The 15,957-nt window shown below is 47.1% G+C and carries 19 protein-coding genes; 7 read left to right on the top strand and 12 right to left on the bottom strand.

The features are described 5' to 3' along the window. Positions 1-3: 3 nt before the first annotated feature. A complete protein-coding gene (gene purM, locus ACJB0T_RS17635; protein WP_479291097.1) occupies positions 4-1,044 on the bottom strand; it encodes a phosphoribosylformylglycinamidine cyclo-ligase in 1,041 nt (346 codons plus the stop codon). Between the two features lie 243 nt (positions 1,045-1,287). Between purM and upp the strand changes: the two genes are divergently transcribed. After that, positions 1,288-1,914: a uracil phosphoribosyltransferase gene (gene upp / locus ACJB0T_RS17630; RefSeq protein WP_112459669.1), complete on the top strand. Its 627-nt coding sequence runs from the start codon at positions 1,288-1,290 to the stop codon at positions 1,912-1,914. Between the two features lie 76 nt (positions 1,915-1,990). Here the strand turns inward: upp and ACJB0T_RS17625 are convergent, their stop codons facing one another. Next, the gene (locus ACJB0T_RS17625; RefSeq protein WP_479291094.1) at positions 1,991-3,232 is read right to left on the bottom strand and encodes a uracil-xanthine permease family protein; all 1,242 of its coding nucleotides are present in this window, start codon (positions 3,230-3,232) and stop codon (positions 1,991-1,993) included. 259 nt (positions 3,233-3,491) lie between these two features. Between ACJB0T_RS17625 and ACJB0T_RS17620 the strand changes: the two genes are divergently transcribed. Beyond that, entirely contained in the window at positions 3,492-4,691 is a 1,200-nt protein-coding gene (locus ACJB0T_RS17620) for a DUF8605 domain-containing protein (protein ID WP_479291092.1), read from the top strand. A gap of 105 nt (positions 4,692-4,796) precedes the next feature. On the opposite strand, the gene ACJB0T_RS17615 is transcribed toward ACJB0T_RS17620, so the two are convergent. Genes ACJB0T_RS17615 through bepA form a run of 4 tightly spaced genes read right to left on the bottom strand, consistent with a single transcriptional unit; the run spans position 4,797 to position 7,645 of the window. Then, on the bottom strand, positions 4,797-5,216 hold the full coding sequence (locus tag ACJB0T_RS17615; RefSeq protein WP_479291090.1) for a DUF2069 domain-containing protein: 420 nt from the start codon (positions 5,214-5,216) through the stop codon (positions 4,797-4,799). Between the two features lie 33 nt (positions 5,217-5,249). After that, the gene (wrbA, locus tag ACJB0T_RS17610) at positions 5,250-5,825 is read right to left on the bottom strand and encodes an NAD(P)H:quinone oxidoreductase (protein WP_479291088.1); all 576 of its coding nucleotides are present in this window, start codon (positions 5,823-5,825) and stop codon (positions 5,250-5,252) included. Next, positions 5,825-6,175, bottom strand: coding sequence for an arsenate reductase (glutaredoxin) (arsC, locus tag ACJB0T_RS17605; RefSeq protein ID WP_479291087.1), 351 nt, complete (start codon positions 6,173-6,175; stop codon positions 5,825-5,827). The genes wrbA and arsC overlap by 1 nt, the downstream gene beginning before the upstream one ends. A gap of 18 nt (positions 6,176-6,193) precedes the next feature. Next, positions 6,194-7,645, bottom strand: coding sequence for a beta-barrel assembly-enhancing protease (gene bepA, locus ACJB0T_RS17600; protein ID WP_479291085.1), 1,452 nt, complete (start codon positions 7,643-7,645; stop codon positions 6,194-6,196). Positions 7,646-7,910: 265 nt separating this feature from the next. On the opposite strand from bepA, the gene ACJB0T_RS17595 reads away from it, so the two are divergent. Continuing rightward, positions 7,911-8,168: a sulfurtransferase TusA family protein gene (locus tag ACJB0T_RS17595; protein WP_479291084.1), complete on the top strand. Its 258-nt coding sequence runs from the start codon at positions 7,911-7,913 to the stop codon at positions 8,166-8,168. Then, positions 8,162-9,232 carry an AI-2E family transporter gene (locus ACJB0T_RS17590; protein WP_479291082.1) on the top strand — a complete coding sequence of 357 codons (1,071 nt, stop codon included), beginning with the start codon at positions 8,162-8,164 and terminating at the stop codon, positions 9,230-9,232. The genes ACJB0T_RS17595 and ACJB0T_RS17590 overlap by 7 nt, the downstream gene beginning before the upstream one ends. A gap of 71 nt (positions 9,233-9,303) precedes the next feature. Here ACJB0T_RS17590 and bcp read toward each other — a convergent pair whose 3' ends face one another. Both bcp and ACJB0T_RS17580 read right to left on the bottom strand, forming a co-directional pair. Continuing rightward, a complete protein-coding gene (bcp, locus tag ACJB0T_RS17585) occupies positions 9,304-9,768 on the bottom strand; it encodes a thioredoxin-dependent thiol peroxidase (protein WP_112459676.1) in 465 nt (154 codons plus the stop codon). Positions 9,769-9,815: 47 nt separating this feature from the next. Beyond that, a complete protein-coding gene (locus ACJB0T_RS17580) occupies positions 9,816-10,358 on the bottom strand; it encodes a glycine cleavage system transcriptional repressor (protein WP_479291081.1) in 543 nt (180 codons plus the stop codon). 326 nt (positions 10,359-10,684) lie between these two features. On the opposite strand from ACJB0T_RS17580, the gene dapA reads away from it, so the two are divergent. Beyond that, a complete protein-coding gene (dapA, locus tag ACJB0T_RS17575) occupies positions 10,685-11,563 on the top strand; it encodes a 4-hydroxy-tetrahydrodipicolinate synthase (protein ID WP_479291079.1) in 879 nt (292 codons plus the stop codon). A gap of 49 nt (positions 11,564-11,612) precedes the next feature. Beyond that, the gene (gene bamC, locus ACJB0T_RS17570; RefSeq protein ID WP_479291077.1) at positions 11,613-12,635 is read left to right on the top strand and encodes an outer membrane protein assembly factor BamC; all 1,023 of its coding nucleotides are present in this window, start codon (positions 11,613-11,615) and stop codon (positions 12,633-12,635) included. A gap of 100 nt (positions 12,636-12,735) precedes the next feature. On the opposite strand, the gene ACJB0T_RS17565 is transcribed toward bamC, so the two are convergent. The 4 genes from ACJB0T_RS17565 to ACJB0T_RS17550 are packed head-to-tail and all read right to left on the bottom strand — an operon-like array spanning position 12,736 to position 15,212. Next, positions 12,736-12,948 carry a DUF2897 family protein gene (locus tag ACJB0T_RS17565; RefSeq protein WP_479291076.1) on the bottom strand — a complete coding sequence of 71 codons (213 nt, stop codon included), beginning with the start codon at positions 12,946-12,948 and terminating at the stop codon, positions 12,736-12,738. 9 nt (positions 12,949-12,957) lie between these two features. Beyond that, positions 12,958-13,632, bottom strand: coding sequence for a M15 family metallopeptidase (locus tag ACJB0T_RS17560; RefSeq protein ID WP_479291074.1), 675 nt, complete (start codon positions 13,630-13,632; stop codon positions 12,958-12,960). 31 nt (positions 13,633-13,663) lie between these two features. After that, positions 13,664-14,803 carry a succinyl-diaminopimelate desuccinylase gene (gene dapE, locus ACJB0T_RS17555; RefSeq protein WP_479291073.1) on the bottom strand — a complete coding sequence of 380 codons (1,140 nt, stop codon included), beginning with the start codon at positions 14,801-14,803 and terminating at the stop codon, positions 13,664-13,666. Between the two features lie 58 nt (positions 14,804-14,861). After that, positions 14,862-15,212 (bottom strand): ArsC family reductase, encoded by a 351-nt coding sequence (locus tag ACJB0T_RS17550; RefSeq protein ID WP_479291071.1) that lies wholly within the window; start codon positions 15,210-15,212, stop codon positions 14,862-14,864. 285 nt (positions 15,213-15,497) lie between these two features. On the opposite strand from ACJB0T_RS17550, the gene ACJB0T_RS17545 reads away from it, so the two are divergent. Then, the gene (locus ACJB0T_RS17545; RefSeq protein WP_042473827.1) at positions 15,498-15,779 is read left to right on the top strand and encodes a winged helix-turn-helix domain-containing protein; all 282 of its coding nucleotides are present in this window, start codon (positions 15,498-15,500) and stop codon (positions 15,777-15,779) included. The last annotated feature ends 178 nt before the right edge of the window (positions 15,780-15,957 follow it).

Raw genomic sequence — 15,957 nt, 5'->3', positions numbered from 1 at the left:
AAATTAATTGATCTCTACTTGCTCTTCACCAGCTTCTGCAGTCGCGATCTCACCAATTACCCATGCGTTCTCGCCTTCTGCTTTTAGCAGTTCAACTGCAGCATCTGCTTGCGCTTTAGGAAGCGCTACAATGAGACCTACACCACAGTTGAAAGTACGGTACATTTCGAATGTATCAACGTTGCCTTTCTCTTGTAGCCAGTTGAAGATAGTAGGCCACTCCCAGCTATTACCGTCGATAACGGCTTTAGTACCTTCTGGTAATACGCGTGGGATATTTTCCCAGAAACCGCCGCCAGTAATGTGAGAGATTGCATGGATATCGTGTTCAGCGATCATCTTAAGAGCTGATTTGATATAAATTTTAGTTGGCTCTAGTAGGTGCTCACCGATAGTGCGCTCACCCAGATTCTCGTTTTTATCTGCGCCAGACACCTCAAGGATCTTACGGATAAGCGAGTAGCCATTTGAATGTGGGCCGCTTGAACCCACAGCGATCAGTGCATCACCAGCAGCAACTTTAGTGCCGTCGATGACGTCTTCTTTTTCAACAACACCTACGCAGAAACCAGCAACGTCGTAGTCTTCACCTTCGTACATGCCAGGCATTTCAGCAGTTTCACCACCAATCAGTGAACAGCCTGCTTGGATACAGCCTTCAGCAATACCCGATACCACGTCTGCAGCAGTATCAACGTCAAGTTTGCCCGTTGCATAGTAGTCTAGGAAGAATAGTGGCTCAGCACCTTGAACGATTAGGTCGTTCACACACATAGCAACAAGGTCGATACCAATGGTGTCGTGCTTGTTCATGTCTAGAGCAAGGCGAAGCTTAGTACCTACACCGTCAGTACCAGATACCAATACTGGGTGTTTGTATTTTGTTGGCAACTCACATAAAGCACCAAATCCACCGATGCCTCCCATTACTTCAGGGCGACGAGTGCGCTTAACCGCGCCTTTAATACGGTCAACTAATGCGTTACCAGCATCAATATCTACACCAGCGTCTTTATAGCTTAGGGAAGTGTTGTTTCCGCTCACGGGACAGTCCTCGATAAATAAATGGATGTGAAAGCGGCGCTATTCTAACAGGGGTTTATCCAAAAAGGAAAACGTTTGCGTAAGAAAATACAAACTATTTTATCGAAGCATCATTCTGTGGATTTACAGTCTGTTGTGACATTTTATTGCGTACAAATACCATTTTGACCACATTGCTAACTGAAATAGTGAAAGAAACCATGTATAATTTGCAGGTTTTGTAAAATTTTGCCGGAGTTGGACATGAAAGTTGTTGAAGTTAAACACCCCCTAGTAAAACACAAGCTTGGTTTGATGCGTGAAGGTGACATCAGCACGAAGCGTTTCCGTGAGCTTGCGACCGAAGTGGGTAGCTTGTTAACGTATGAAGCGACTGCAGACTTTGAAACTGAGAAAGTGACGATTGAAGGTTGGAACGGCCCAGTTGAAGTTGACCAAATCAAAGGTAAGAAAGTGACCGTAGTGCCGATCCTACGCGCAGGCCTTGGTATGATGGACGGCGTTCTTGAGCACATGCCTAGCGCACGTATCAGTGTAGTGGGTATCTACCGTGATGAAGAAACACTTGAGCCAGTACCATACTTTAACAAGTTAGCATCGAACATTGACGAGCGTATCGCTCTTGTTGTTGACCCTATGCTAGCAACAGGTGGCTCTATGATCGCAACTATCGATCTACTAAAAGAGAAAGGCTGTAAGCACATTAAAGTTCTAGTTTTGGTTGCTGCACCTGAAGGTATCGAAGCACTAGAAAAAGCACATCCAGATGTTGAGCTTTACACAGCCGCTATCGATGAGTGCCTAAACGACAAAGGCTACATCGTACCTGGCCTAGGTGATGCGGGTGACAAGATCTTCGGTACGCTATAAGTTCCGACTTTCTGCTTGTAAATAGGAAATAGTAAAAAGGCTGACAACTGGTCAGCCTTTTTTGTATCAGTAGGAATTAGTCTTCCATTTGAGCGTTATCGACAACCTTGTTCTCACCAAGATCGTGAGGCAGGATCTGGTTGAGGATAATCGCAACAATACCACACAGACTCACGCCTTGAAGGCTGAAGTCACCAATACCAAATGCCATACCACCGATACCAAATACCAAGGTAATCGCAACGATCACTAGGTTGCGTGATTTATGCAGATCCACATTGTTTTTGATTAGTGTATTCAGACCAACGGTTGCGATAGAACCGAATAGCAAAATCATGATGCCACCCATCACTGGAACAGGAATGGTTTGTAGAATCGCACCAAGCTTACCAACTAGTGCAAGGACGATAGCAGTGACCGCAGCCCAAGTCATGATTACTGGGTTAAATGCTTTGGTTAGCATTACAGCACCCGTTACTTCACTGTAGGTTGTATTTGGCGGCGCACCGACCAAAGATGCTGCAATCGTAGCCACGCCGTCACCTGCAATTGTGCGGTGAAGACCTGGTTTCTTCAGGTAGTCTTTACCGGTTACGTTTGAAATAGCTAGCATATCACCTACGTGTTCAACCGCTGGAGCGATGGCAACTGGCAGCATGAACAAAATCGCATTGATGTTAAATTCTGGCGCAGTGAAGTTAGGTAGCGATAGCCAAGATGCTTCAACAACAGGCGTGAAATCAACCACACCATAGAAGAGGCTGGTCGCGTAGCCTGCCAAAATACCGCTCACGATAGGTAGAAGTTTGAGGAAACCTTTTGCGAACACACTGACGCCAACGGTGACGATGAGCGAAATCGCTGAAATCCATAGCGCAGCATTACCATCAATAAGCTGAACGGCACCATCGCCTGTTTTCCCCAGCGCCATGTTTACTGCGACAGGGGCAAGACCCAAGCCGATAACCATGATCACAGGCCCAACCACCACTGGCGGCAGTAGCTTGTGAATGACTTCGACACCTTTCACCTTAATTAGTGCGCCCATTAGTACATAGACAACACCCGCAGCCATTAGGCCACCCATCGTTGCACCAATACCCCAAGTTTGCACACCAAACATAATTGGCGCGATGAAGGCAAACGAAGAGGCAAGGAAGATAGGCACACTGCGGCGTGTTACCAATTGAAACAGTAAGGTGCCGACACCCGCACCAAATAATGCTACGTTAGGATCGAGGCCAGTTAAAAGAGGTACGAGTACCAAGGAGCCAAACGCGACAAACAGCATTTGCGAGCCTTGTAAGATCGTTTTCATAATGATTTTCCAAGCAAGTCAAAAAGAGTTAAGCAAAACGGATGGGATTCTAGCATCTTGTAATCGTTTACTTAATGATCTAGTTAAAGAGAACGCTGTTTTTGTTGCCTGAATCTCAATAGCTCGAGTGAGTTACTATTTGATCTGTCGATGCGAGCCAGTAAACTCACTTATTGACCAAACCTTGAAGTAGTGAGCTTGCTCCAAAACGCATACTTGCTTATCATTTCCGCTTATCTGTATGTAATTTAGGATGCTTATGCGTTATTTAGCTTGGTTGTTGGCCGCCGCGTGTGCTTTGCCAGCGTATGCGTTGACAAAAGTCGATATCTATTCGACAGAAGTAGTAGTGGATGCCCAGCAGCCGAATGCCGATGAACTGGCACGCCAAAAAGGCATGTTAGAGGTGTTGGTTAAGGCCAGTGGTGATCTCAATGCAGCGTCCAACCCGGTTGTAAAAAAGGCATTAGGTAAGAGCTCTCAATACATCACTCAGCTTGGCTACACTCAAGTGGACGGTGAGCAGGCGATGCGCTTGAGCTTTAATAGTCAGCAAATCAATACGCTACTGACGCAAGCTGATTTGCCGTCGTGGCCTGTTGAACGTAAGAACGTCATGGTATGGCTGGTGGAAGACAGTGGCTATGACCGCACCATCGTTTGGGAGCATAGTAACTCGCAAGCCGCTAGCCAGCTGAAAAAAGAAGCCAATCGCCGGGGGTTGCCAATTACATTCCCAATTGGTGACTTTGACGACATTACAGGGATTCAAACCACGGACCTTTGGGGTAGTTTTGTCGACCCTATTGCAGAGGCAACGGCGCGCTATCCGGTTGATGCTATTGCGGTGATTCGCCTGCAAGGCAATAATCTTCGCTACACTCTGTACGACCAAACGCCAGACAAACTCGGTAAAAACACATTATCGCCAGTGACGGGCTCAACATCTGGTGAACTTGCTATTGCCAGCGCTATTGATGAGATCAGCGATTACTATGCTTCTCAAAATGCGGCGACGACGCTGGGCGAGAGCGCAGGTATGATCTCTGTGTCTTTCTCTCGTATGAGCAGTGCTGATGCGTTTTTCACACTCGAGCGTGCTCTTGGTCGCTTAGCTTCAACAGCAAAAGTCGATGTGGCTGAAGTGAGTGGTGATGTCGTGACAATGCGTGTGTCTCTGCTTGGTTCACTAGAAGCGTTTGAAGAAGAAGTGCTGAAATTGGGTTTGGTGAAAAAACTTGAACAAGCACCAGTAGAGGTTCCTGTGCAAGCGCCCGTTCAAGACGGCGAAGTGCTAGCAACAGAAGAGATGATCACACCAGAGCAAGGCACGGCAGTTGAACAGAGTGAGAGCGGCGTAGCGCCAACCAATACTGCAACTGAAGAACTTGTGACTGATGGCATGAGCGAGCTGGGAAAGCCGGCGCAGCCTGAACTTAGCTTTGAGTGGCTGTATTAATCGGTAACGATAACTTTCGTTTTCCCATTGAAGAAGGAGGCATGATGCCTCCTTTTTGTTTTTATCGCTCAGCTCTTCAAAGGCTCAGCTGTTTCTAGCGCTCCGCTATTTTCCAAAGCGCTCGCGTTCTTTCTTTTCTACTGAAGATAATCTGGGTAGCTTCAATCCCATGTCTCGGCCTTTCAGGCGTGCATAGACGGTATTACCCACAAAGGCGAAACTCGTCAGAATCAGCTCAACAACTGCTAGCCAACGCTCGCCTTCATCAGCGTAAAGCAGTGTCAATGCGTGCAAAAAGTACAGCATCAACACAAAGTTTGCCCAAGCGTGAGTATAAGGTTTTCCCGCTAATATGCCCGGCAGAGGCAGCAGCAGCGGGATCAACCAAGCTACCGTTAAAGCATAAGGATTGATATGCGGTGACAAATAGCCGTGCCATAAGCCTACCCAAAAGAGCAGGGCAAAGTTGGCACTGAGGGCAAAGGCGCGCATGTTTGCAGTATTGATAAGGGAATTATGGCTCATCGATTGTACCTAGTCCTTGATACAGATTGGTCTTCAGTTAACACGTTTAAGCTTGCTTGCAGTGGACGCCAGTCGTTGGCCAAGCGCCGTCGCTAACGCGTACTCATCATCGCTCAGCTGTACACTGTTGTTCGCCACATGAGAAGCACCGTATGGGGTGCCGCCAGTGGTGGTTGAGTGAAGTTTTGGTTCACTATAAGGAATGCCCATCAGCATCATGCCATGGTGCAGTAACGGTAGCATCATACTCATCGCCGTGCTTTCTTGTCCGCCATGCATCGATGATGATGAAGTGAACACGCAAGCCGGCTTGTCGATGAGACTGCCGCTGAGCCAAAGTGAGGTGGTTTGATCCCAAAAATGCTTCAATGGCGCTGCCATATTGCCAAACCAAACTGGGCTTCCCATTGCGAGCCCATCACAAGCTTTTAACTCGGCGAGTGTGGCGGCGGCATCGGTTTGCGATTCTCGCTCACCTTCCAGCTCTGGCACAGTTCGCAGCAGCGCTTCGCAGTCCTCTACCGACTCAATCCCACGAGCTATGGCGCGAGCCAGCCGTTGGGTACTCCCATGACGGCTATAGTACAACACCAAGATTTGGCAAGACATTATAGGATCTCAAGTACTTGCTCTGGTGGGCGGCCGTGTTTGGCTTTGCCGTTAGTCACGACGATAGGGCGTTCGATAAGCTTTGGATTTTCAAACATCGCTTGGAACAGTTGGTCATCGGTGAAGCTTGGGTCAGCGAGGTTGAGCTGCTTGTAGGTATCTTCTTTGGTACGCATCATTGCACGCACGCTGTCTAGTTCAAGTTGTTCAAAGATCTCTTTAAGCTTTTCAACCGTTGGCGGTGTGTCTAGATACTTCACAACCTCTGGTTCAATGCCTTGTTCTTCCAACAGAGATAGTGTTTGACGGCTTTTTGAGCAGCGTGGGTTATGAAAAATGGTGACTGACATAAGGGTTCCTTTCTGTTTTTATTGTAGTGCCATGAAACGCTCACGGGCGACCAGTAGCTGGTCGATTCGTGCGTCATAGCGAGCTTGTTTTAAACTGCCAAGTTCGGCGAGTTGGCTGGCCTGGGAGTAGAGCTGAATCGACTTATCCCACTGAGCATTTAACGCCATGAGTTCAGCGCGTGCTGCTAAGTCCTCAGCACTGTTACCTAGTTTAATGTTAGCCTCAGATAGCAAGTGCCAGCCGTTAGTGTCTTTGGGTCTATCGTGGGTAAAGCGTTGCAGCACCTTGATAGCCTCATCCGTTTTTTCGCTTTCAAGCAGCGCATTAGCATAGTTGATCGTGATTACCGCATTGCTTGGTTTGACCGTCAGTGCGCTCTTCATCAGTTTGACCGACTTCTCAGGCTGTTTTTTCGCGATGTAGAGATCCGATGCAGCATCGAGATAGAAGTTGTTGTTCGGATCATGTTTGAGCAATTTGTCGAGTATTGCTTCAGCTTTGTCTAGTTGGTTCGTGTCTAGGTAGACCAACGCTTTACCGTACTCAAAGGAGTTCTGAATTTTTGGTGGCGCTTTTCTGGCGGTACGCTTAAACCAGTCCATTGCCGCATCGGATTTGATGCCAGCATGGCGAGCAACAATGCGTGCTCTAGCCAAGTGGTAACTGATTGATGGCTGGACACGCAGCGGCGGGTAAGCCTGAGCACGTTCACGAGTATCGGTAATACGATCTTCTGGCAATGGGTGAGTCAGCAGCATTGGTGGTGGCTTACTGGCGTATCGGTATTCATCGGCAAGTCGGCCGAAAAAGCGTGGCATGTCATTCACGTCGAACTGAGCGCGCGCCAAGGTGGCGATGCCAAAACGGTCTGCTTCTTTTTCGTTACTGCGGGTGTAGTTGATAGAAGCCTGCATTGAGCCCGCGGTTGTTGCCGTGAGCGCCGCCATACCAGCTTGAGGGGCTGCGATTGCGAGCAGCAGTGAGCCCACTAGCGCGGCAACGGTTGCTGGGGAACGGCGTGCCTCGTCTTCCATTCGGCGTGCGAGGTGACGCTGTGTCACGTGGGCAATTTCGTGCGCCATAACAGAGGCAAGCTCACTTTCTGAGTGCGCATGCAGAAATAAGCCTGAATGAAGCGCGACATATCCGCCAAAGAAGGCAAATGCGTTGATGTTGCGATCGCGGATCATAAAGAAAGTAAACGGCGTTTTCACATCGTTAGCGCTGGAGACTAGTCGATGTCCAACCGAGTCTATGTATTCGTTGAGCACAGGGTCGTTGATGATAGGTGAACTGGCACGAATCATACGCATGTAGGCATCGCCATAGATAAGCTCTTGATCTATGGTTAGAGTTGCACCCGCAGCCGTGCCGATATCGGGCAGATCCATCTCGGCGTACGACACTTGGGGAGTAGATAATGTGGCTGCAATACATAAGCAAAGCAACGAACGGGTACGTTTCAACATGCTGGTGAGGTAACTCCTTTATAGTTGGTAAGTAAGACCACAAAACTGACGCTGGGTTTCCTACCATATCCTCTTGGGCAACATTTTTGCATACGGATAGACGTTAGAAAAGGACTTATCCGTGACAAAGATAGACTTTAGTTATTGTTTGTTGGTGATACATTGTTGAGGTAATTGGTGTTCTGTAACACATACGGGTTGGGGATGCCTGAAAAAGTCTTTACAATAGACGCATTGAAGGTAACCCCCATACTGCGCGTGCAAGATGATGAGTGAAAACAAACTGATGACGCACATCGAACTCGATTTAGAGCAAGAGCGTTGTCCTATGTCACTGCTTTTGGTTAAGCGAGCCTATAAGGCACTGGGTTCTAACCAGACATTAAAGGTTAGAATTATCGATCGTCAGTCCGTACGTGATTGCAGCAGCTACCTGATCAAGCATAAAGCGAATGTGCAGTGCCAACAACAAGGTGAGGTTACCGTAATGACGATAGTTAATAAGAAGGATAGCGAATGCTAGAAATGGTCCGTCGTTGGTACAAACGACGTTTTTCAGATCCAGATGCGGTAAGTCTGGTGGTTATTTTGCTATTTGGTTTTATCACCATTTACTTCTTTGGCAACTTAATTGCACCATTGCTTGTGGCGATCGTGCTAGCTTACTTACTCGAATGGCCAGTCAGTCAGCTAAGAAAGCTTGGGTTACCGCGAACGTTCGCAGTAATAACCGTGATTTTGGTGTTCATCGGTTTGATGCTGATGGCTATCTTTGGTTTGGTTCCGACTATATGGAACCAGATCGGTAACCTTCTTAACGATATCCCTAATATGTACAGCGGATTACAGCAGTTTGTGGCATCTATTCCAGAGCGCTACCCAGACCTTGCTGAAGTGCATATTGTCGAGACCATCATTAGTAACGTCAAAGATAAAGTTATGCTGCTCGGTGAGAGCGTAGTTAAAGGGTCATTGGCGTCTTTAGTGAGCCTAGCGGCGCTTGCCGTGTATTTGATTCTAGTCCCGTTATTGGTGTTCTTCTTGTTGAAAGATAAAGACGAGATGGTGGATATGGCGAGCGGCGTGCTCCCAAGAAATCGCCGCTTAGCGAATAAAGTATGGGTTGAGATGAACCAGCAGATCTCCAACTATATTCGCGGTAAAGTGCTGGAAATCATTATTGTAGGTACAGTCAGTTACATCACCTTTGCGATTCTAGATTTACGCTATGCGGTACTCCTTGCTGTGCTTGTCGGCTTCTCTGTACTTATTCCATACATTGGCGCTGCAGCGGTCACTGTGCCAGTAGCGATCGTTGGTTTGTTCCAATGGGGATTAACCCCACAATTTTACTGGTTGCTGGTGGCTTACGGCATTATTCAAGCGCTAGATGGGAATGTATTGGTGCCGATCTTGTTCTCTGAGGCAGTGAACCTTCACCCTGTGGCGATCATCGTTGCTGTATTGGTGTTTGGAGGCTTGTGGGGCTTTTGGGGCGTGTTCTTTGCGATACCGTTGGCAACGCTTGTAAAAGCGGTATGGAATGCACTGCCAAGCCAAGATGAACCAATACAGCCCGCCACATAGAAGTAAATAGTATCCACAGTAAAAAGCCGCTCAAGAGAGCGGCTTTTCTATATCTAAATTTAATTGAAGGCTTAGCCGTTCAAGTAATCCAGCACGACTTCGTGGTGAGTTTTAGTTTTGAACTTGTTAAACACGTGCTCAATCACGCCTTCTTCATTGATCAAAAAGCTGATGCGGTGCAGGCCGTCATAGACTTTGCCCATGAACTTCTTCTCGCCCCAAACACCAAACTGCTCAGCGACAGCGTGGTCTTCGTCGGACAATAGCGTGAAGTTAAGTTGGTCACGTTCGATAAACTTACCCAAGCGCTTAACAGGATCAATACTCACGCCCAATACAACGACATTGTGAGCGTCGAGTTCTGCTTTGGTATCGCGAAGGCCTTGTGCTTGAACGGTACAGCCTGGCGTCATCGCTTTAGGGTAGAAGTAAAACAGCACTTTCTTACCTTTAAAATCTGCCAAAGACACCGTGTTACCATCTTGGTCAAGCAGTGAAAATTGTGGGGCAGGTGTGCCCGCAGTCAATGTGTTCATTGAATTTCCTTTGAAGATTGTGTTCTTTATAGATCGAATTGTTATTTTTAGTGGCCGCTGCTGATGAAGTTTAGCGACCCTTTTACCGAAAGCTGATTGCACAGCGCTTCAAACTCTTCCTGAAGCTGCATGAGATTGCAGTCTTCTTCGACGTTGGCACTTAACGCAATTTGGAACTGATCAACGTCGGTGCCCGCTTTTTCTTTGACAATGGTTTGCGCGCTGAGCGAGGCGAGACCAATGTTTTTATCGGCGAAGAACTGGGTAAATTCCTCAGTCAACCCAACGCGATCCTCAGATTCAATAAACACCTCTACGGTGTATTGGTTCGGGATTGAGTCGTGTTTGGAAGTACGCTTCATCATGGTGATCAGATCATGTTCCTGACCTAAAAGCGGTAGGGTGGTTTCTACGCGAGTGATGTAGCTTGGGTTACCAGATATCAGCATGATGAGTGTGAACTCATTGCCGAACATGGCGATGCGACTATCGATGATATTACAACCTGCGTTGGCAACGAGGTGGACGATTTCATTGCAGATCCCTGGTCGGTCTGAGCCAACTGCGGTAATCACTAAATACTGATTCATAGTGTCACTCTAAGTTCCTTGTTGGCTATATGTTAGCATAGCTGAGGGCAAAGCTCTTGTGATTGATGTAACCGATTCTCGCAAATCAAAAATCTTAATACCCGTGCTGAACGCGAAAGTGTCGGTTATGTACGCAGCTTGACTGCTCAAGAGTAAAATTAACCCACCACTGACACCTTTTGGGCGAAATAGCGCATCTTACACGTGCCTCATATCTGAAATCTGACATTATTCATCCACTTCTTGATGGGATCTGTTTTTCAGCTCTTGTGTTTATCAATAGCATTACAGTACCATGCAGTAAGTATCAATTTAGGGAGATCACCATGTTTTCAGGAAGTATTGTTGCGCTTATAACCCCACTTACCACCGATGGCGAAGTCGATTTTGTTAGTTTACGAAAACTGGTCGAGTATCATATTGCTGCGGGTACGGATGGCATTGTTGCTGTTGGTACAACTGGTGAGTCAGCAACATTAACGGTTGAAGAACATGTAAAAGTCGTCGCGAAAACGGTTGAGTTCGCTGATGGCCGCTTACCAATTATTGCTGGCACTGGTGCCAATGCCACTCATGAAGCGATTACGTTTAGCCGTCTATTTAACAACGTCGGCATTGCAGGTTGCTTGAGTGTGACTCCTTATTACAACAAGCCGACACAGGAAGGTTTGTACCAGCACTACAAAGCGATTTCTGAAGAAACTGACATTCCACAGATTCTTTATAATGTACCGGGTCGTACTGGTGTGGACATGCAGCCAGAGACGGTTGCGCGTTTGGCCGAGATTCCAAACATCGTCGCATTGAAAGATGCGACGGGTGATCTATCTCGAGTGCAAATTCATCGTGAACTTTGTGGCGAAGATTTTATCTTACTAAGTGGTGATGACGCGACTGGCCTTGATTTTGTTCAAATGGGCGGCAAAGGCGTTATCTCTGTGACCAACAATATCGCAGCAGCAGACATGGCCAACATGATGCATCTAGCATTAGAAGGTAAGTTTGAAGAAGCTAAGCTTATCAATGAGCGCCTGATGACTCTGCACAAGAATTTATTTGTTGAATCAAGCCCGATCCCAGTTAAGTGGGCGGCGCACAAAATGGGTCTCATCGCCAATGGCGACCTGAGACTGCCAATGACAGAGCTGTCTGAAAATGCGAAGCCGATAGTGGCGAAAGCACTGACAGAAGCCTGCATTTACTAAATTGAATGATAAGAGGAGCAATATGCTCCTCTTATATAAGGGAGTATCAATGAAATTTTCACGTCAGCTAGCGGTCTCTACGTTAGCTGTTATTGTTTTAGCCGCGTGCTCAAGTGATCCGAAAACCCGTCGCGAAGCCAAAGATGACTTCAATTATCTTGAGTCACCAGATCTAAGAAGCTGGACGTTACCTGAAGGCGCGACTCCTCAGTTTTACCCTAACTATGAGATCCCTCAAGGTGACTTTTCTGGTGGAATCGGTCGTGAAGTCGATATTCGTCCGCCGCAACAAGTCTTAGAGCTGATCCCCGGTGCTCGCGTAGAACGACAAGGTTCAGAGGTAACGCTGTGGCTTCTTCAACAAGAAGAAATGGATAAGGTTTGGGCAACGGTGAAAACCATGCTTACTGAAATCAATGTTCAAGCCGTTGAAGAGACCGACGATCGCATTGAAACCGACTGGGTAACTTGGGTATCAGAAGACGAAGACGTTGAAATCGGTAGTCGTTATGACATTACGCGCTTTGAAGCGAACAGTCGTTATGGCTTCAAAATGAAGCTCATCGATTGGCGTGAAGGTGGTTCTGTGAAACCCGTTACTCGCGTTAATGAAGAGCGTTATAACACCTTAATGACGAACTTGGTCACAGCGCGCTATGACCGTGACCTTCGTGAAGAAGCGGCGCTGCGTGCTCAAGAGTTGGTGAAATCTATCCCGATCAGCATGGGTACAGACCGTAGTGGTTTGCCGGTCATCATTGCACGTACGCCATATGACGTATTGTGGCAGGAACTGCCAACGTTGCTACCTAAGATGGGCTTTACTATCGAGGAGCGTAACCAGTCTCAAGGTACCGCGAAAGCGAAATATGCGTCACCAGATGATGATTTCTGGAATGATGTCGGGCTTAAGCCAATTGACCTTGAACCGGGTGAGTACACCTTCTTGTTTGGTGATTTAGGTAACCGTACGTCGATTAATGTGACTGACAGTGATGGTAAGCCAGTTGCGGAGAATTTACTGCGCTCACTTGAGCCTCTTATCGCGACAGTTATCAAGAAAGACGAGTAAAAGCTAAAAGCAAAACTCATGAAAAAAGGACCGTTAAGGTCCTTTTTTTATATGTGCGTTACCAGCTTAAACCTGTGAACACTAAACCAAAGTGATAGCGTTACTGAGGCTTATTGTGCTCATCGTTGGGGTTGTCGCCATACTTTTGTTTGTCTAACTCATTGAGACGGTCTAGCTGATTTTTGCGTGAGTTGACCTTGTCACTTTGCTGAAACTTCATGTTCGCGGTGTACTTGAGCGCAGCAATGTTGCCAATCACCACGGCCAGTACCACGATAATGATTACCCAAGGGTTAAATAGCCATTCAATCATTGTCTGCTCTTAACGGTTTATGTTGGTCACATATTGATTGTAGATGGAATTGAGTTCAGAAAGTATCGCCTCACGTCCCAAAACATCCGATTGCTGTAAAACTTTTCGCCACTTATCGCAAGAAAAGTGAGCTAAACAGGCAGTACTCATTTGGCGGTGACTGATATGCCAAGGCTCCATCGCTACACCACCTAAGTCTTTGCCGTAAGGGAAGAAAAAACCGTACTGAGCGGCATGCTCTTTCAGCCAAAGATAAAAAATGCGCTGGTGGCCATCTAAATACTCCCAAGGTTCTAACTGTAACTGAGTGTCTTCTGGAAGCAAATTTCCGGCATAGACATCGAAATCCGTGCCCCAGTGATGGCGACTCGCGCCGGGTAAGGCGCTCCACTTCAAGATTGACTGAACTCTTTCGAGTTCAGTCATCTGCTCTGTCGCCATTGGCTGACTGTTTTGATCCAAAATTGGCGTTATGTCTGCCATTTTGTTGTTCCAAATTGTCAGCTGACGTTCAAACGAGCGATAGCCGCTTGCTAGGAATAACTCAAATCCTGCTTGGTTTGCTGCATTCACTAACGCGAGTAAGTCATCCTGTACCTGATCGTGCACCAAAAACGACTTACTCCCAATGGTAGTGTCAACCAAGGCATCTGTGGACTGCCCAACAAGTTGCGCTATCTGCATATTACTTTCTACCGAGTGCTCTGAACGTGACTTAGGATTTGGCGAACAAGTTAGCTAAAGTGTGTTCATACATGTCAGTGAGTTTTTCAAGATCAGCAACATTCACGCACTCATTTACCTTGTGGATGGTGGCGTTGACAGGCCCTAGCTCAACCACTTGTGCTCCCATTCGAGCGATGAAGCGACCATCAGAGGTGCCGCCCGTTGTCAGGAGCTCAGGTTTATGGTGATTCACTTCTTCGACTGCACTAACGACGGCATCAAGTAGGTTACCTTTATCCGTTAGGAACGGGTGACCGCTTAGTGTCCACTTAAGGTCGTAATCCAGTCCATGCAAGTCTAGCGTTGAATGAACACGGCTCTTGATGGTTTCATCAGTCAGTTCGGTACTGAAACGGAAGTTAAACTGCACGTTGAACTCACCTGGAATCACATTGCTCGCGCCGGTGCCTGAATGTAGGTTCGGGATCTGAAAGCTCGTTGGAGGGAAGTATTCGTTGCCGTCATCCCACTTAGTGGCCGCTAACTCCGCGAGTGCAGGCAGTGCTTGGTGAACGGGGTTGTTGGCTAGATGAGGATAAGCAACGTGGCCTTGCGTGCCTTTTACTGTTAGATCGCCAGTGATGGAACCACGGCGGCCATTTTTAACCACATCGCCAACGCTGTGTGTGCTGGATGGTTCCCCGACAATACACATGTCGATGATTTCATCACGTGCCATCAGGGTGTCTACAACGCGTGTCGTACCATTGATAAACGGGCCTTCCTCGTCAGAAGTGATTAAGAAGCCAATCGAGCCAGTATGATCTGGATGGTTCTCAATAAAGCGCTCAACCGCAACAATCATACAGGCGAGTGAGCCTTTCATGTCCGCCGCGCCGCGACCGTGCAAATGACCGTCAATGATAGTTGGCTCAAATGGAGGCGTATGCCAGTGGTCGAGGTTGCCCGCAGGCACTACGTCAGTGTGGCCTGCAAACGCAAACAGTGGCGCTTCAGTGCCACGACGAGCCCAAAAGTTAGTGGTGTCTTCAAATACCATGACTTCGATTTCAAAACCGAGTTTTTCTAGGCGCTCGATCATCACTTTCTGACAATCGGCGTCTTCTGGTGTCACGGATTGGCGGCTAATTAAATCTTTTGCAAGTGCCAATACAGGGCTGTCATTCATCCTTGAGGATCCTTGTTTCTAAATTTACTAATGAGAGGGAGTTGATGCGGCGGTTAAATTACACACCAAACACTTGTTGGTACTGCTCGGCTTTGAAACCAATGTGCAGCGTGCCGTCCACATCAAGGATAGGGCGCTTGATCATCGCTGAGTGTTCAACAAGTAGCGCAATCGCCGTTTCTTGATTCAAGCCGTCCTTTTGCTCTTGAGTCAGTTGACGGTATGTTGTGCCGCGTTTATTGACCACTTGTTCCCAGCCGAGTTGTTCGCAGAACTGGCGAACCATTTCTTCACTGATACCATCTTTACGGTAGTTGTGAAATTGATAGTCTAACTCATTGGCTTCAAGCCATTTTTTTGCTTTTTTAATTGTGTCGCAGTTGGGAATACCAAACATCGTTGTGGCCATGATGACTTCCTTATGGGCGTTGAACTGTTTACTTTTTTATTGTGTGTAGAGCGCTCAGAAATAGAAAGTAACGCTCAACACTTGCTTGTGTCTAAGCATCCTATCAAGAAGTGCTGCGTTAAACAAAACCTTGTCAGTGGTCACAGTTTTTATGCTTGTTTTCGCCACTCAAGGTTACAAATTGTTGAATTTCGAAATTAACACGATGAGCGAGAACTTGATCAAGCGCAAAACGGCCAAATGGAAATGCAATATATTGGAAAAGCACATAAATAGGAGGTGTCAATGGAACTGAGTCCTGTTTTTGCACGTCGTCTCTATCTTGCCTTGCTCGTCGAGAGCATTGAAAGACCGAATGTGCCAAAACTAATCGAGAAAACGGGTTGGCCTCGCCGTACCATTCAAGATGTTATCAAAGCGCTACCAGGTATCGGCATTGAGCTCATGTTTGTTCAAGATGGGCGTCGACACAATGATGGTTATTACCAGTTATCAGACTGGGGGCCTTTTGACAGCCAGTGGGTCATTGATCGCCAAGGCGACATTGAAACTACGTTGGGCGTATAGCCTCTGTTGCAAGAGGGTTTGAATATTCATTGTTCACTAGAGTCGCGGTGCACTAGAATCGCGTTTGTGCTGGAATCAACAGTGCATGAGAATGAAAAATAAAGCCGAAGCTAAGCTTCGGCTTCAGACTGCTGACAAAGGTCTAGCTTTCAAGCTAGACCTTTGATCTAATAGGAGT

The sequence above is a fragment of the Vibrio sp. CB1-5 genome, from assembly GCF_059412285.1.
Note: the sequence above shows the minus strand (reverse complement) of the source record. Positions and strands in the feature narration are given on the sequence as shown.

What these genes read in the sequence shown, in the direction of transcription:
- upp (WP_112459669.1), top strand. Translation starts at nt 1,288, where the DNA reads ATGAAAGTTGTTGAAGTTAAACACCCCCTAGTAAAACACAAGCTTGGT.
- ACJB0T_RS17625 (WP_479291094.1), bottom strand. Translation starts at nt 3,232, where the DNA reads ATGAAAACGATCTTACAAGGCTCGCAAATGCTGTTTGTCGCGTTTGGC.
- ACJB0T_RS17620 (WP_479291092.1), top strand. Translation starts at nt 3,492, where the DNA reads ATGCGTTATTTAGCTTGGTTGTTGGCCGCCGCGTGTGCTTTGCCAGCG.
- ACJB0T_RS17615 (WP_479291090.1), bottom strand. Translation starts at nt 5,216, where the DNA reads ATGAGCCATAATTCCCTTATCAATACTGCAAACATGCGCGCCTTTGCC.
- wrbA (WP_479291088.1), bottom strand. Translation starts at nt 5,825, where the DNA reads ATGTCTTGCCAAATCTTGGTGTTGTACTATAGCCGTCATGGGAGTACC.
- arsC (WP_479291087.1), bottom strand. Translation starts at nt 6,175, where the DNA reads ATGTCAGTCACCATTTTTCATAACCCACGCTGCTCAAAAAGCCGTCAA.
- bepA (WP_479291085.1), bottom strand. Translation starts at nt 7,645, where the DNA reads ATGTTGAAACGTACCCGTTCGTTGCTTTGCTTATGTATTGCAGCCACA.
- ACJB0T_RS17595 (WP_479291084.1), top strand. Translation starts at nt 7,911, where the DNA reads ATGATGAGTGAAAACAAACTGATGACGCACATCGAACTCGATTTAGAG.
- ACJB0T_RS17590 (WP_479291082.1), top strand. Translation starts at nt 8,162, where the DNA reads ATGCTAGAAATGGTCCGTCGTTGGTACAAACGACGTTTTTCAGATCCA.
- bcp (WP_112459676.1), bottom strand. Translation starts at nt 9,768, where the DNA reads ATGAACACATTGACTGCGGGCACACCTGCCCCACAATTTTCACTGCTT.
- ACJB0T_RS17580 (WP_479291081.1), bottom strand. Translation starts at nt 10,358, where the DNA reads ATGAATCAGTATTTAGTGATTACCGCAGTTGGCTCAGACCGACCAGGG.
- dapA (WP_479291079.1), top strand. Translation starts at nt 10,685, where the DNA reads ATGTTTTCAGGAAGTATTGTTGCGCTTATAACCCCACTTACCACCGAT.
- bamC (WP_479291077.1), top strand. Translation starts at nt 11,613, where the DNA reads ATGAAATTTTCACGTCAGCTAGCGGTCTCTACGTTAGCTGTTATTGTT.
- ACJB0T_RS17565 (WP_479291076.1), bottom strand. Translation starts at nt 12,948, where the DNA reads ATGATTGAATGGCTATTTAACCCTTGGGTAATCATTATCGTGGTACTG.
- ACJB0T_RS17560 (WP_479291074.1), bottom strand. Translation starts at nt 13,632, where the DNA reads ATGCAGATAGCGCAACTTGTTGGGCAGTCCACAGATGCCTTGGTTGAC.
- dapE (WP_479291073.1), bottom strand. Translation starts at nt 14,803, where the DNA reads ATGAATGACAGCCCTGTATTGGCACTTGCAAAAGATTTAATTAGCCGC.
- ACJB0T_RS17550 (WP_479291071.1), bottom strand. Translation starts at nt 15,212, where the DNA reads ATGGCCACAACGATGTTTGGTATTCCCAACTGCGACACAATTAAAAAA.
- ACJB0T_RS17545 (WP_042473827.1), top strand. Translation starts at nt 15,498, where the DNA reads ATGGAACTGAGTCCTGTTTTTGCACGTCGTCTCTATCTTGCCTTGCTC.